This is a genomic window from Plantactinospora soyae (assembly GCF_014874095.1).
GTDB classification, from domain to species: Bacteria; Actinomycetota; Actinomycetes; order Mycobacteriales; family Micromonosporaceae; genus Plantactinospora; species Plantactinospora soyae.
In genome coordinates this window covers 3,171,318-3,185,453 of sequence record NZ_JADBEB010000001.1, presented here as the reverse complement: position 1 = coordinate 3,185,453, position 14,136 = coordinate 3,171,318, and the positions used below count along the sequence as shown (strand labels likewise).

Below are 14,136 nucleotides of genomic sequence, written 5' to 3'. Positions count from 1 at the left end.
ATTGGGGGTGCGGGTGGGCGCAGACGCAACGAATAGCGATGGGAAGCAAGTTTTGGCGGTGGGTTCGGACGCCGGTGGCACATAGCGTTGGGTCAGCGCCAGCCCGTGGGCCGAGAGGAGGCCGGGCGCGCCCGATCCGCTGGGAGCAGGACCATGACGTTGGAATCGACGACCGTACTCGACGGGCCGGGGGCGACCCGCCTGCCCGTCCACCGGCGCTATCTGATGTGCCGGCCGACGTACTTCGCCGTCGAGTACGCGATCAACCCGTGGATGGACCCGGGCGCCCCGCTCGATCCGGCGCTCGCGATCCGGCAGTGGGAGACGCTGCGGCGGACGTACCTGGATCTCGGCCACACGGTGCAGGAGATCGAGCCGCTTCCGGGGCTGCCCGACATGGTGTTCGCGGCGAACGGCGCGACGGTGATCGACGGCAGCGCGCTCGCGGTGCAGTTCCGTGACCCGGAGCGGGCCGACGAGGCGCCCGCGTACGCCGGCTGGCTCGACCGGGCCGGCTTCGAGGTGTACGACGCCAAGCACGTCAACGAGGGCGAGGGCGACATCCTGCCGGTCGGCGACCTGCTGCTGGCCGGCACCGGGTTCCGGACCAGTCACGCCGCACACGCGTACCTCCAGGAGGTCTTCGGCCGGCCGGTGATCACGCTGCAACTGGTCGACCCGCGCTTCTACCACCTGGACACCGCGCTCTGCGTGCTCGACGACGAGACGGTGGCGTACCTGCCGGAGGCGTTCTCCCCCGGTAGCCAGGCGGCGCTGCGCCGGCTCTTCCCGGACGCGGTCCTGGCGAGCCCGGCCGACGCCGAGGTGCTCGGCCTGAACGCGGTGAGCGACGGGCGGCACGTGGTACTTCCCGCTCAGGCCACCGGACTGTCGGCCGCGCTCCGCGACCGGGGATACGACACAATTGGCGTTGATTTGTCCGAGCTGCGTAAGGCCGGCGGCGGACCGAAGTGCTGCACCCTGGTGCTGCGGGAACGAGAGGCGACCAAGTGATCGTGGACGACACCCTGCGCACCCCGGCCGCGATACGCGAGGCGGAGCGCTGGACCGCGCACAACTACCACCCGCTGCCGGTGGTGATCTCCGAGGCCGAGGGCGCCTGGGTGACCGACGTCGACGGGCGGCGCTACCTGGACTGCCTGGCCGGATACTCCGCACTGAACTTCGGGCACCGGCACCCGACACTGATCGCCGCCGCACACGCCCAACTCGACCGGCTCACCCTGACCAGCCGCGCCTTCGTGCACGACCAGTTCGCCGACTTCTGCCGGGAACTGGCCCAGCTCTGCGGCAAGGACCTGGTGCTGCCGATGAACACCGGCGCCGAGGCGGTGGAGACCGCGATCAAGGTGTCCCGGAAGTGGGGCTACCGGGTGAAGGGCGTACCGGCGGGGCAGGCCACGATCGTGGTCGCGGACGGCAACTTCCACGGCCGTACCACCACCATCGTCAGCTTCTCCACCGATCCCGACGCCCGGGACGACTTCGGGCCGTACACCCCGGGGTTCCGGATCGTCCCGTACGGCGACCTGGCGGCCCTGGCCGAGGCGGTCGACGAGACGACGGTGGCCGTACTGCTGGAGCCGATCCAGGGTGAACAGGGCGTCGTCGTGCCGCCCCCCGGTTACCTGCCCGGGGTACGCCGGCTCTGCACCGAACGGAACGTGCTGTTCGTCGCCGACGAGATCCAGTCCGGGCTCGGCCGGACCGGCGAGACGTTCGCCTGCGACCACGAGGGCGTCAAGCCCGACATGTACGTCCTCGGCAAGGCGCTCGGCGGCGGGATCATCCCGGTGTCGGCGGTCGCGGCCGACGCCGACGTCCTCGGCGTACTGCGTCCCGGGGAGCACGGCTCGACCTTCGGCGGCAACCCGCTGGCCTGTGCGGTGGCCACCGAGGTGGTCCGGCTGCTCGCCACCGGCGAGTTCCAGCGCCGGTCGGCGGAGTTGGGAGCACGGCTGCACGGCGCGCTGCGCGGCCTGATCGGCGACGGTCTGGTCGCCGTCCGGGGCCGAGGACTGTGGGCCGGCATCGACATCGACCCGGCGCTGATGACCGGGCGGCAGGCGTGCGAGCGGCTGGCCGAGCGCGGGGTGCTGGCCAAGGACACGCACGGGTCGACGATCCGGTTGGCGCCACCGCTCGTCGTGCAGGCCGACGAGCTGGACCACGCCGTCGTGCAGCTCTCCGCAGTGCTGCACTGAACACGCAGGCTGGCCTGGCTGGGCCTCGGCCTGGCGGGCCGCGGCTGCCGCGCGAAGCGCACTCGGTGCGGCAGCGCGGCAGCCGGGCCTCGGGTCAGGAATCGGTCAGGCGCGGTCGACCACCCGCATCGCCATGGTGGGAGCCTCGGCCATCACCGACGTCGGATTGGTCATGCCGCCCGCGTTCCAGGTGCTGGACCGGCCCACCTGAACCCCGGGGTACAGCTCCACGATGTCGCCGCTGCGCATCACCCGGGACTGCTGGCGGGCCAGGGGGACCCGCTCGGCCTCGTCCATGTTCCCGCCGGGGCGTACGCCGGAGCCGTTCGTGCTCACGTCCTGTGCGACCAGGTCGCCGCCGCGCAACTCGAACCGTACGTGGCTGCGGCTGATCCACCGTCGCGCCTCGTCGTTGAGCCACTGGCCGAGCCGGACTCCGCCGGACTCGTCCGGTGCCCGGCCGACCACCACCGGCTGTTCGGCGGTGACCACGAACCGGCGCCGGACCATGCCGCCGATCCGTACCGAGAGGACCTCGGTGGTGGGCCGGGGTCCGGCGTCGGTGAGTCGCTGCTCGTGCCGGGGGCACATCGGCATTCCGGTACGCAGCGTCGGCGGCGGCTGCCCGCTCGGCTTCCGGTCGATCTCGGCGAGGTCGGCGAACGCGCCACCGCCGCCGCCACCGCCGAACAGCACGCAGCCGGGCTCCTTGCAGCGCCACGTCCGGGCGAGCAGCTTCCGCCCGCTCGGCGAGGGACCGGTGGGCATCGGTCCGTTGCCCTTCACCCGGGCCATCAGGACCGGGCCGCCCGCGCCCGGTAGCGGGGCGAGCAGCCGACCCGGTTGCCCGGTCACCCACGGGAAACGCCCGGCCTGGCCCTCGTAGCGGCCCCGGCTGAGCACCGGCAGGCCCAGCAGGTCGGCGACCTCCAGCATCCGGTCACCGGGATTGTTGAGCACCTCGACCAGTCCGTCGTCGGCCCACCGCCGGACCACCATGCGCTCGTTCGAGGTCAGGTCGGCGTCGCTGAGCAGCGCGCGGTGCACCACCGCGTACACCGTGACGTTGTCCTCTTCGAGCTGCCGGCCGAGCGCGTCGATGACCATGCCCAGCCGCATCGTGCTGGCCGGCCGGCCGCCGTCCAGGTCCTGGAACCGGACCACCTCGGCAAGGTCGAGCACCGCCCGGACCAGCGAGGGATCCGTACTGACCCGGCCCTCGATCGCGTCGAGGACCTTACTAATCTCAAATCTCACGCCGCTCCCCGGACGATCTCGTCGATACGCCGCGCCAACTCGATGTCGCGTCGGGTAACTCCACCCACCGAATGGGTGGCGCACCGGAAAATCACCGTGCGCCACCGGATGTCGATGTCGGGATGGTGGTCGAGTTCCTCGGCGACCACCGCGACCCGGTCCACCACGTCAATCACGTTACGGAATCCGGGCAACTCCACGGTACGGCCGATGCCGGCCGGGTCACCGGTCCAGCTGTCCAGCCCGTCCAGCCCGACCCGCACCGCCTCCGCGTCCAGCACCTCTGCCATGGCCAGACCTTACCGCCGAGGCCACGACGGTGGTGACCAACCGCGTCGGACGGCTCCGAGGTACCCCCGGGGCGGCGTGCGGGCGGGCGGTATTTACCAGGTGGGAGTGGCGCACCGTCGTTACGCTGTCGCGGGTCCGGCCACGGCAGGCAACTGCGCGTGGCCATTGTTTCGGGGGAGGAAAGAAACTGATGGGAACTCGACGACGGTTGGCGGTCGCCAGCCTGGCACTGCTCGCCACGCTGAGCGTCGGCGCGGCGGGCTGCAACGTCCAGGCCGGCTCCGACGGGAACTCCGGCACTGGCAGCAGCCCGGCGGGACAGGTCAGCGCGGCCGACGAACTCTCGGCCTCGGTCAAGAAGCTGAACGAGGACACGTTCACGATCCGGCTGAAGATGTCGGTGATGTCGGCGGAGGGCGCCGTCGACCCGGCCGGCAAGAAGGCCAATCTCGCGATGAAGGTCGCCGCCCCGGAGGCGTCGATGGACTTCAAGATCGTCCTGCTCGCCGAGAACCTCTACGTCAAGTACGGCGGCATCCCGGGGCTGCCGAAGGAGTGGATGCGGGTCGACGCCTCCAAGATCAAGGATGGCAGCACCCTGGACATCATGCCCGAGGGCGACCCGATGGGCGCGAACAACCTGATCAAGGGGATCGTTGACGTCGAGCGGGACGGCGACCTCGGTTTCAAGGGCACCCTCGACCTCACCAAGTCGCCGACGGCCGACCCCGAGTCGCTGAAGATGTTCGGCGACAAGGTGAAGGCGGTCCCGTTCACCGCCAAGGTCGACCCGCAGGGCCGACTGGTCGAGATGTCGGTCGCCACCGAGGGCGTGTCGCCACTGCTCGGCGAGATGCGGGTCAGCTACGACAACTTCGGCAAGCCGGTCGAGATCACCCCGCCGAAGGCCTCGGACGTGGTCGAGATGCCGGATTCCCTGCTCGGCATGATGGACGCCTGAACCCTTGCCGACATGCGGAGGTGCCGATCGCCACGTACGCGATCGGCACCCCGACGTTCCGCCGCACCGGTGCGGCGTACGGCTCCGCTAGCGGGCGGCCCGCAGTGGCTCACCGACGTAGTGCAGGTGCTGCAACGCCTGCCGGTACGAGTCGAACAGCCCGGTCTCCTCGTACGGAATGCCCTGCTCGGCGCAGTACTCCCGGACGATCGGCTGGGCCTTGCGCAGGTTGATCCGCGGCATGCTCGGGAACAGGTGGTGCTCGATCTGGTAGTTGAGGGCGCCCAGCGCGAAGTCGACCATCACCCCGCCCCGGACATTGCGCGAGGTCAGTACCTGCTTGCGGAGGAAGTCCAGCTCCTCCCCTGCGGTCGGCATCGGCATGCCCTTGTGGTTGGGCGCGAACGAGCAGCCCAGGTACAGCCCCCACAGCCCCTGGTGGATGGCCATGAAGACCAGCGCGCGTACCGGCGACAGCACGGTGAACACCACGCCCAGGTAGGCGATCGTGTGCACCACCAGCAGCAGCGCCTCGACCCTGCGGTGCCGCATCGGCGTTCCGTCGAAGATCGCCCGGATGCTCGACACGTGCAGGTTCAGGCCCTCCAGCAGCAGCAGCGGGAAGAACAGGTACGCCTGCCGCTGCGCCATCCAGCGGCCGAACCCACGGGTCTCCAGCGCCTGCTCGTGGGTCCAGACCAGGGCCCCCGCACCGACGTCCGGATCGTCGTCCTCGTGGTTCGGGTTGGCGTGGTGCCGGTTGTGCTTGTCGATCCACCAGCCGTTGCTCAGCCCGATCGCCAGGTTGCCGGCCACCAGTCCGGCCACGTCACTCGCCCGGCGGTTCCGGAACATCTGCCGGTGTCCGGCGTCGTGTCCGAGGAACGAGACCTGGGTGGTCCCGACGGCGAGGAAGACGGCGACGAGGGTCTGCCACCACGAGTCCCCGACCAGGGCGAAGGCCACCCAGCCAGCGACGAAGAGGCCGAACGTCAACGCGATCCGGGCCACGTACCAACCGGTACGGCGTTCCAGCAGACCGGCCTGGCTGATCCGACGAGATAACTGTGAGTAGTCACTTCCTCGCCGAACGGCAGGCTCCGCCGTCGCAGTGACCGCCATATTTCAGCTCCCAACGTCGCTTTTCGCCACGCCGGTTTGGCGAGCGTTGATCTCCAAGTCTCCGGAGGACGCTCGCACTCCGTAACCCCGAAGGCCCCCGTATCCGGGGTAGGGTAAGCCCCACCACACAGCCGTCCGAGACCGGGTCCCATCAATTCATCCGGCCGACCGCCGACCGCAACCGGCGAAGGTCCCGGCGCCGCCGCTCGTAGGTCATCGCGAGACCGATCAGCACGAAACCACCGGCGGCGAGGAAGATCCACCGGGGCAGCCGGTCCCAGACGTCGGCCATCTCCCGCAGCGCCAGCACGGCCAGCACGCCGCCGCCGAGCACCACCGGAGCCTGCCACCGCCACTGCGCACCGGCCAGCACCACCAGCAGCGCGCCGGCTCCGAGCAGCAGCCGCCGCCACGGCTGGTCCCCGGCCACGAGCACCGAGACCAGGCTCGGCAGCAGTGCCGCGCCCAGCCCCGGGCCGTACGCCAGCCAGCTGCTCCGGTCCGGCCAGGCCCGTAGCGCGAGCCAACCGGCCAGCAGCCCGAGTGCCGCCGCCGGCAGCGTGTACGCCTCGACCAGCGCCACCCGCGCGGCCGAGAGCAGCAGCCAGGTCGCGAGCAGTTCCGCCCCACCGGCCGCCGCCGCGTGGGCCCAGCGCCGGGCCGCCGACTCGGCCGGCCGCAGCGCGCGCAGCCCGAGAGCCACGCCCCAGAGCGTGCAGACCGCCGCCGCGTGCCGGATCTCGCCGATCGTCAGCGCCAGCGCGAACGCCGCGACGACGTGGCTGGCCACCTCGACCGGGGCCGCCTCGACCCGCCGGGCCGCAGTGGTCCGGCCGGACAGCAGCACTCCGCCGGTCAGCAGCACTCCGCCGGCCAGCGTCAGGGCCGCGACGCCGAGCACCACCAGCGCGGCGACCCGCAGCGGCAGGTCGGCGGCGAGCGGGCCCGCGACGGCCAGCGTCGTACCAGCGAGGACGGCGGTCAGCCAGCCCGGCACCCGGGCCACCCCCGGCCGGCCGACGGCTCCGGCGGTCAACCCGACCGCGACCACCAGCCCCAGCCCGGCGAGCGTGCTGGCCTTCGTCGGCAGGAGCCCGGCCAGCCCCGCACCGGCGAAGGCCACCCCCAGGGGTACGACGACCCGCGCCGGCCGTACGACCCGCCAACCGAGCGCCACCAGAAGCAGCGCGGCCAACCCGACCAGCAGACTCAGCGCCGGCACGACCGGCCAACGGGCACCGGCGGCGGCCAGCCCGACCAGCGCCGTGGTGACCCCGAGCGGCACCGCCACCAGCAGCGCGGGCCGGAGCGCGGCCCGCCAGGCCCAGCCGACCACCGCCGCCGTTCCGGTCAGCAGCAACAGGGTCGGCGCGACCTGCCCGTCCAGGCGCCAGTCGCCCGGCAGCAGCCCGACCCCGGACGGCTGCCCCGACCAGATCCGGCCCAGCCAGCCGTACGGCCCGACGAGCAGCGCCGCGACGGCCGGTACGACCAGCACGCCGACCCGCCCCAGCAGGATCACCCCGGACACCAGTGGCGGTACGGAGAACGGGCCACCGGCCGGCGAGACCGTCCGGGCCCGGTTCAGCGCCAGCACCGCGACGGTGAGCAGCAGCGCCCCGGCGGCGTACATCCCCGGTGGTTCACCGACCCCGGGCAGGGCCGGTGACAGGCCGACCGGCAGCGCGACGAGGGACAGCGCCGCACCGGCGTACGGCAGATAGTGCGGAACTCCTCGACGGACCGCGACGATTCCGGCGCAGAGCAGCACGGCGCTGGCCAGTGCGGCACGCGCCTGCCACCAGGGCGGCACGTCGGCGGCGAAGAGCCCCAGCGTGACGGCGGCCGGCGTGCCGAGCACCGCGACCGCGAGCCCGGTCCCGCCGAGCACCCGCCGGCGGTCGGGTACGAGACCGGCGGGCCGGAGTGCGGCCAGCGCGACCGCCACCCCGATCAGCACGAGTCCGCCGAGGACGGCGGCGGCACCGGCCGGTCGGGCGAGGCCGACCAGCAGCGCGTGCCCGCCGAGGCAGAACGCGGCACCGGCCATCGGCAGCATGCTCCGGCCGCTCCGGCCCGGCCGCACGGCGGCGAGCGCGAACGCGGCGGCCATCGCCAGGTCCACTGCGGACACCGACCACCACGGCAGCGGCAGCGCGGTCGGCACCGCCAGCACGGTGCCCACGGCACCGGTCAGTACGACCGGCAGCCAGGCCCGCCGAGGCACCAGGAGAAGCAGGGCCAGCACGGTCAGCGGCAGCGCCACCGGAAGCTGCCAGTCGAACGGTTCCGCGACCGGCGTCAGGTCCGCCCGCCAGACCGGCTGCGATCGGAGTACCACGGTGCCCGCCACCGCCAGGGTCATCACCCCGGTGACCCCGGCCAGGGCCGAGACGACGACCAGCCCACCGACGCGCGGGCCGATCCGTACCCCGGCCGGCAGCATTCGGGCGGTCCCCGCGACCAGGCCGGCGACACCGGTGACCAGCACCGCGCTGGCGCCCAGCGTCGGCCACGGCGACTCGAACACCGCGCGGACCAGCGCGATCGCGAGCACCACCACGAACACCCCGCCGGCCGCCGCTCCGAAGCCGACGTGCCGGGTGAGCAGCGCCGCCGCGATCGGCAACAGAGCGGTCACCAGGAGCGGGCCCCCGGCGAGCACGTCGGCCGGACCCTCCATCGTGACCAGTGCCAGCAGCCCGCACAGCGAGGACGCCAGCAGGGCGAAGGCGTACCCGGCCCACGCGACGGACCGGCGGACCAGGTCGACCGGTTCCGCCGTTCCCTCGCCGCTCCAGGCCCGGGTCATGCCGAGGTTCACCGTGGCCAGGGCGGCGAACGCCAGCGCCCAGCCGGCGGCGCCGAGCCCCGCGTCGTACGCCAGCAGTGGCGCGACCGGCTGGATCAGCAGCAGGCCGGCGAACCACGGCGCGGACAGCCCGGTCAGCCGTCGGTAGCCGGCCGCCACCGCCGCGCTGGCCCCCCCGACCAGCGCGGCGTAGCGGGCCCCCGGCAGATCGTCCACGGCGAACAGCCCCACCGCCCACGCCGCGTACCCGTCCAGCACCACCAGGAGCAGACCGATCGCCGCGAAGGTCTCGGCGGTCGCGGTGAGGCCCCGACGCCGGGCCAGCACCGGCACGGCCAGGGCCAGGGTGGTGAGCCCGGCGAGGATCAACGCACGCCCGGCGATCCCGAGCGTGGCCCAGGCGACCACGGTGAAGACGATCGCGGCGGCGCCGACCAGCAGCCCGCCGAGGACGAAGAGCACGTTCTGCACCGTCCGGGTCGACGCCTCCGGCCGTACCGGCGTCCCGACCGCGGCGACCGGCCCACCGACCGACACGACCGCGCCGGCCGACACCGCGATTCCGGGAGACACGGCGGCTCCGGGAGACACCGCGATTCCGGGAGACACGGCGCCTCCGGGAGACACGGCGGCTCCGGGCGAGGCGGCGGCTCCGGGCGGCGCGGGGGCGGCGGTCCGGGCGGCGGCGGCCGCCGCGCGGACCCGCTCGGCCAGCGTGTCGCGGCGCTGGCGGAGGTGCCGCAGCGAGGCGTCGAGACCCAGGTACGCCTGCCGGGCCTGCTCCACCCGGGGAACCAGCACGACGATCTCCGCGTCGAGCCGGATCACCTCGGCGGCGTTCGGATCGGGTACCCGGCCACAGCCCGGGCACCCGGTCGCCAGGTCGGCCCCGGCCCCACACACCGGGCAGGGGTACGCGTTCGCGGAAGCGGTCACGCTGCCCATGCTTCGGCACCGGAGGACCGGCTCACAGAGTGCGCGTACCTACCCCGGGGCGGGTACCCCGTACCGGGGCGGCGTCAGGGACGGGTCTGCTCGTGCAGCCAGGTGGAGTAGTCCGGGTTGCCACCCTCCACCCAGGTCACCAGCACCTCCGGCACCTCGTACGGGTGGGCGGCCCGTACCTGGTCGATGAGAGCCTCCAGCCGGTCCGGCGCGGTCTTGAACAGCACCGACCACTCCCGGGTGGTCTCCATCCGGGACTCCCACCAGTAGGTGCTGTCCACCGGTCCACTCACCTGTGCGCAGGCCGCCAGCCGACCGGCCACCGCCGCGGCGGCGAGTACGTCCGCGACGGCCCGCGCGTCCACCACGGTCGTCACGATGCAGATCTGATCCACGCCGGGCAGCCTATGTCGGATCACCGTCGTCCCGATGCGCATCCACCCATTCGTCGATCCGCGCCCACCAGTCGAACAGCCAGTCGATGCGTTCCTGCCGACCGGCCGGCACCTCGTCCGGCGGTACGGACCAGAATCGCATCACGATCCGCTTGTCCATCGGCAGTTCCCGCCAGACGTCGGCCACGGTCAGCATCCGGTCCAGCCCGGTGTGCGCGACGAAGATGACCCCGGCGTCCGGCGCGGCGTCCAGCGCGGCCAGTACGCCGCCCGGCTGCGGCGCGAGCACGTGCCGCAGCGCCTCGGCCCGTTCCGCCATCTCGTCGAGCCCCCGGGACCGCAGCAGGTCGATGGCGCGGAGACGGCGGCGCGGGGTGAAGTTGCCACCCTCGGGAAAGATCACGAACGCGTCGTTGGAGTCGAGGTTGACGGCCAGGTGCCCGATCTGCTCGATCAGGGTCTCCCGGGGTGGTCCACCCCGCTCGGTCGGGCCGACCTGTCGCGCCCGGCGGTCCCGTGCCGCGATGAACCGGTTGGGCAGCCTGTTCAGCAGTACGTCGACGGCCGGATCCCACTGCAACGTGTCCTTGAGCACGATCCGCGGTTCCCGGTCGAACCAGTTGACCAGCGCGTGGATCAGGATGAACGAGTCACCCGGCCCGGCGTGCCGGCACAGCACCAGTTCGGGGCGTCCGGGCAACGCGGTGTCCGGGTCGGTCCCGACGATGTCGATGCGCAGCCGCAGCGTCCACCGGGCCTGCCAGAAAAGGAAGGTCAGAAACCAGCCGGCCAGTACGTAGTGCGCCCGCTGGAACGCCGGGGACCGCTTGTGCCAGCCGAAGCCGGAGCCGACCCAGAGCCCGAACAGCGCGATCAACGCGGCGGAGTCCCAGAGCAGGTAGACGATCCCCAGCCAGAGCACCCGGAGCGGTCGGAGGTAGCCGGGAACCAGTGGGGAGATCGCCGCGGCGAGGATCAGCCACACCGGCAGCGTGGTCACCACCAGTACGGCGAGCAGCACCGTACCGGGGCCGATTAGCAGCCGCCGGACCCACCTGGGTGGCAGTGGCATCAGCCGAGGTCCACGTGCTCGGCGAGGTAGCGCCGGGAGGCCGTGTAGGCCCGGCTGATCCGCCGGCCCACCGCCGCCATGTCCCGGTACGCCCACGGCGTGTCGTCCCGGGGCCCGAGTCCCCCGGTCGGCAGCACGTGTACGTCCACGTCGTCGGGGAGCGCCCCCATCTCCCGGGCGAACCGGTGCCGCCGGGCTATCTCGAACGCGACCTGGGCGATCTCCCAGGGCCGGCGGGGCGGGCTCAACGGGCGCTCGATCCGACCCACCTGGAGTACGAAGATCTGCCGGGCCCCGGCGTTCACCGCCTCGCCGATCGGGATCGAGTTGACGATGCCGCCGTCGACGAAGTGCTCACCGTCGATCCGGGCCGGCGGCAGCAGGCCGGGTACCGAGGCCGAGGCGAGTACGGCCGGCACCACCAGACCGGTGCTGAACCAGTGTTCGGCGGCCCGCTCGATGCTGGCCGCGCAGCACCGGAACGGCACCTTGAGATCGGCGAACGTGGTGGTCTCGCCGAGTTCCGCCTCCAGCAACCGACGCAGCGGGCGCGGCGAGTGCAGGTGGGTACGGGCGGCGAAGCGCCGGAGTTGCCGGGCGATCGAGTCGCCGTACACCTCGCTGGCCTCGGGCGAGGCCCAGAGCCGGACGAGCCGGTTGGTGACCGACTCCGACGGGTCCGCCGCGACGAGCGCCCCGTTCACCGCCCCGATCGAGGTGCCGAGCACCAGGTCGGGCTGGATACCGGCCCGGAAAAGTGCCCGCAGCATGCCGACCTCGACGGCGCCGAGCACACCACCACCGCCGAGTACGAACGCCACCGGACCGCTGACCATGTTGTTCATCCTGGCACGAGCTGCCCAGTCCGACCCGGCGGTGGTCGACACGGCCATGGGACGACCACCGGCCCGTCGGTGTGCCGGTTGCCGGCCGGATCGACGACGACCGCTCGGCGCAGCGGAGGGACCGCCCGACGAAACATGACATCCCGGGCCGGGCATCCGGGCGGGCGACAGGCGATGTTGCCGGGGTTGGACTTCGGCCTCGGGCCGTACATGTCCGGGCGGCAAACCCAGCGTTGACAGACGATTGCCGGTCACGGAGCCTGATACGACCCACCACACGGCCTGATGCGACTCCCGACTTCCCAGGCAGGTGCGACGAACGATGGCAGCGTTGCAGGCGGGCGGCCTGCTCGCCCGCAGGTATCGGCTTATCGACAGGATCGGTGCCGGCGGCATGTCCGTGATCTGGCGCGCCCGGGACGAGGTGTTGGACCGGGTGGTGGCGGTGAAGGTGCTCGCCGCGTCACTCGCCGCCGACACCAAGTTCCGGGAGATGGTCCGCGAGGAGGCCCGGGCCGCCGCACAACTCGTGCACCCACACGTCACCGCCGTGCACGACTACGGCGAGACCGTCGGTCCGGACGGTGGGATCACCGCCTTCGTGGTGATGGAGCTGCTGACCGGCGAGGAACTGAAGGCCGAACTCACCGCCGGCCCACTGCCCTGGATGACCGCGGTGGAGATCTGCGCGCAGGTGGCCGAGGCCCTGGCGGCGGCACACCGACTCGGCATCGTGCACCGGGACATCACCCCGGCCAACATCATGATGACCGCGACCGGCGCGAAGGTACTCGACTTCGGCATCGCCACCCAGGTCGGCGCCCCGGACGAGGACGAGGACGGCGAGACGTTCGGTACTCCCGCGTACGTCTCACCGGAGCGGCTGGACGGTCTGCCGGCCCAGCCGGCCACCGACACGTACTCGTTGGGCGTGCTGCTCTACGAGACGCTCACCGGCCGGGTGCCCTTTCCGGCCGACACCTGGGAGGAGTTGACCCGGGCGCTGGAGGAGGGCGGCGAACCGACGCTCACCGGCGTACCCGATCTGCCGCCCGTGGTCGCCGATCTCTGCCTGCGCTGTCTGGCCCGCGAGCCGGCGGAGCGGCCGACGGCCGCGCAGGTCGGCGAGGCGTTGCGCGGTCAGCTGCTGGCCGCCGATCCCCGCCGGGTCGCGGCGGTGGGCCACCCCCGGTCCGGCACCGTGCCGACGGCCCGGCTGGCCGCCCCGCCGCTGTCGGCCGTCGGACCGTCCTCGGCGGCCCTGGCCGCCGGTGTCGGATCGCCGGCCCTGGCGACCGCCAGCCCCGGACCGGCCACCAGCCCCGGATCGCCCACCAGCCCCGGATCGCCCACCAGCCCCGGACCGGCCACCAGCCCCGCAGCGGCCACCAGCTCCGGACCGGATCCGGCCGCCGCCCACGGGGTGGCCCCGGCCCCGCCGCACGGGCCTCCGGCCAATCGGCCAGAGCCGGCGGCGGTACCAGGGACGACGGGGCCGACCACCACAGTGGGGCCGCGGAGCCCGGCGGACCTTGCCGGTCCGGCGCGGACATCCGGACCGGGGACGCCGCACCCGCCGCCGGCCGGTCCGCCGGCACTGGAGACGGTGCCACCCGGACCACCTCCCGCCGGCCCGGCCGAGCCGGCGAACGGGCCGGCGGTCGAGCCGCCACGGCCCGGCCGGGTCCTGCTGTTCGCCGCCGCGACGCTGGTCGTGCTGACCGTCGCGGTCGTCGTCGGCTCCGCGCTCGGCGGCGATCCCGCATCAAGGCCGAGCGGCGGTGCCACCACCGCCGGGCCGGGTGGAACACCGGAACCGACGGCGCCGTCGTCCGGTCCGTCGGCGCCGACCCCGACCGCGCCGCAGTCGGCGCTGCCGCCGCCGCGAACGGGCGGTACCGACCCCGACCCGCCGCCGATCAACGAGGCGATCGCCCGGCTCGACCAGCTCGTCGACGACGGGGTGGCGGCCAGCGCGATCCGCGACCACGCCGGGGTCGACCTCCGCAACCAGTTGCGCAACCTCCGGTCCGGCCTGGCGGCCGGACCGGGCGACCTGGCCGGGCAGGTCACGCTGATGCGGGAGAAGGTCGTGGTACGCCGGAACGAGGGCTCGATCTCACCCGAGTACGCCGAACAGCTCGACGCCGCCCTGGTCCGGCTGGCCCAGGCGGCCTGATTCGCGCTGATCCGGGCCCGGCGCCGGCTCGC

11 protein-coding genes are annotated in these 14,136 nt (G+C 73.0%); 4 read left to right on the top strand and 7 right to left on the bottom strand.

The annotated features are described in order from the left end of the window. Positions 1 to 153: 153 nt before the first annotated feature. Together ddaH and rocD are read left to right on the top strand one after the other, a co-directional pair. Positions 154 to 1,014 (top strand): dimethylargininase, encoded by an 861-nt coding sequence (ddaH, locus tag H4W31_RS14235; protein ID WP_192767098.1) that lies wholly within the window; start codon positions 154 to 156, stop codon positions 1,012 to 1,014. Next, positions 1,014 to 2,225 carry an ornithine--oxo-acid transaminase gene (gene rocD, locus H4W31_RS14230; RefSeq protein ID WP_192772094.1) on the top strand — a complete coding sequence of 404 codons (1,212 nt, stop codon included), beginning with the start codon at positions 1,014 to 1,016 and terminating at the stop codon, positions 2,223 to 2,225. Before ddaH ends, rocD begins: the two co-directional genes overlap by 1 nt. A 105-nt stretch (positions 2,226 to 2,330) precedes the next feature. Here rocD and H4W31_RS14225 read toward each other — a convergent pair whose 3' ends face one another. Further along, on the bottom strand, positions 2,331 to 3,482 hold the full coding sequence (locus tag H4W31_RS14225) for an FHA domain-containing protein (RefSeq protein ID WP_192767097.1): 1,152 nt from the start codon (positions 3,480 to 3,482) through the stop codon (positions 2,331 to 2,333). After that, positions 3,479 to 3,772 carry a 4a-hydroxytetrahydrobiopterin dehydratase gene (locus H4W31_RS14220; RefSeq protein WP_192767096.1) on the bottom strand — a complete coding sequence of 98 codons (294 nt, stop codon included), beginning with the start codon at positions 3,770 to 3,772 and terminating at the stop codon, positions 3,479 to 3,481. Before H4W31_RS14220 ends, H4W31_RS14225 begins: the two co-directional genes overlap by 4 nt. Before the next feature lie 191 nt (positions 3,773 to 3,963). On the opposite strand from H4W31_RS14220, the gene H4W31_RS14215 reads away from it, so the two are divergent. Then, complete coding sequence (locus H4W31_RS14215; protein ID WP_192767095.1) at positions 3,964 to 4,734, top strand: hypothetical protein; 771 nt, start codon at positions 3,964 to 3,966, stop codon at positions 4,732 to 4,734. Positions 4,735 to 4,821: 87 nt separating this feature from the next. On the opposite strand, the gene H4W31_RS14210 is transcribed toward H4W31_RS14215, so the two are convergent. The 5 genes from H4W31_RS14210 to H4W31_RS14190 form a co-directional block, all read right to left on the bottom strand. Beyond that, on the bottom strand, positions 4,822 to 5,856 hold the full coding sequence (locus H4W31_RS14210) for a fatty acid desaturase family protein (RefSeq protein ID WP_192767094.1): 1,035 nt from the start codon (positions 5,854 to 5,856) through the stop codon (positions 4,822 to 4,824). A 151-nt stretch (positions 5,857 to 6,007) separates the two neighbouring features. Beyond that, positions 6,008 to 7,489 carry an SCO7613 C-terminal domain-containing membrane protein gene (locus tag H4W31_RS44755; protein ID WP_404825710.1) on the bottom strand — a complete coding sequence of 494 codons (1,482 nt, stop codon included), beginning with the start codon at positions 7,487 to 7,489 and terminating at the stop codon, positions 6,008 to 6,010. Between the two features lie 2,198 nt (positions 7,490 to 9,687). Continuing rightward, positions 9,688 to 10,008: a divalent-cation tolerance protein CutA gene (gene cutA / locus H4W31_RS14200; protein ID WP_192767092.1), complete on the bottom strand. Its 321-nt coding sequence runs from the start codon at positions 10,006 to 10,008 to the stop codon at positions 9,688 to 9,690. A 10-nt stretch (positions 10,009 to 10,018) separates the two neighbouring features. Beyond that, on the bottom strand, positions 10,019 to 11,080 hold the full coding sequence (locus tag H4W31_RS14195; protein ID WP_192767091.1) for a 1-acyl-sn-glycerol-3-phosphate acyltransferase: 1,062 nt from the start codon (positions 11,078 to 11,080) through the stop codon (positions 10,019 to 10,021). Next, entirely contained in the window at positions 11,080 to 11,916 is an 837-nt protein-coding gene (locus tag H4W31_RS14190) for a patatin-like phospholipase family protein (RefSeq protein ID WP_192767090.1), read from the bottom strand. The genes H4W31_RS14195 and H4W31_RS14190 overlap by 1 nt, the downstream gene beginning before the upstream one ends. A 331-nt stretch (positions 11,917 to 12,247) precedes the next feature. Here H4W31_RS14190 and H4W31_RS14185 point away from each other — a divergent pair, with 331 nt between their 5' ends. Next, entirely contained in the window at positions 12,248 to 14,104 is a 1,857-nt protein-coding gene (locus H4W31_RS14185; RefSeq protein WP_192767089.1) for a serine/threonine-protein kinase, read from the top strand. Positions 14,105 to 14,136 lie beyond the last annotated feature (32 nt).

Bases quoted from the DNA above. Each gene is read 5' to 3' on its own strand.
- H4W31_RS14210 (WP_192767094.1), bottom strand. From the start codon at position 5,856: ATGGCGGTCACTGCGACGGCGGAGCCTGCCGTTCGGCGAGGAAGTGAC.
- H4W31_RS14190 (WP_192767090.1), bottom strand. From the start codon at position 11,916: ATGGTCAGCGGTCCGGTGGCGTTCGTACTCGGCGGTGGTGGTGTGCTC.
- H4W31_RS14185 (WP_192767089.1), top strand. From the start codon at position 12,248: ATGGCAGCGTTGCAGGCGGGCGGCCTGCTCGCCCGCAGGTATCGGCTT.
- H4W31_RS14195 (WP_192767091.1), bottom strand. From the start codon at position 11,080: ATGCCACTGCCACCCAGGTGGGTCCGGCGGCTGCTAATCGGCCCCGGT.
- H4W31_RS14220 (WP_192767096.1), bottom strand. From the start codon at position 3,772: ATGGCAGAGGTGCTGGACGCGGAGGCGGTGCGGGTCGGGCTGGACGGG.
- H4W31_RS44755 (WP_404825710.1), bottom strand. From the start codon at position 7,489: ATGTACGCCGCCGGGGCGCTGCTGCTCACCGTCGCGGTGCTGGCGCTG.
- ddaH (WP_192767098.1), top strand. From the start codon at position 154: ATGACGTTGGAATCGACGACCGTACTCGACGGGCCGGGGGCGACCCGC.
- H4W31_RS14215 (WP_192767095.1), top strand. From the start codon at position 3,964: ATGGGAACTCGACGACGGTTGGCGGTCGCCAGCCTGGCACTGCTCGCC.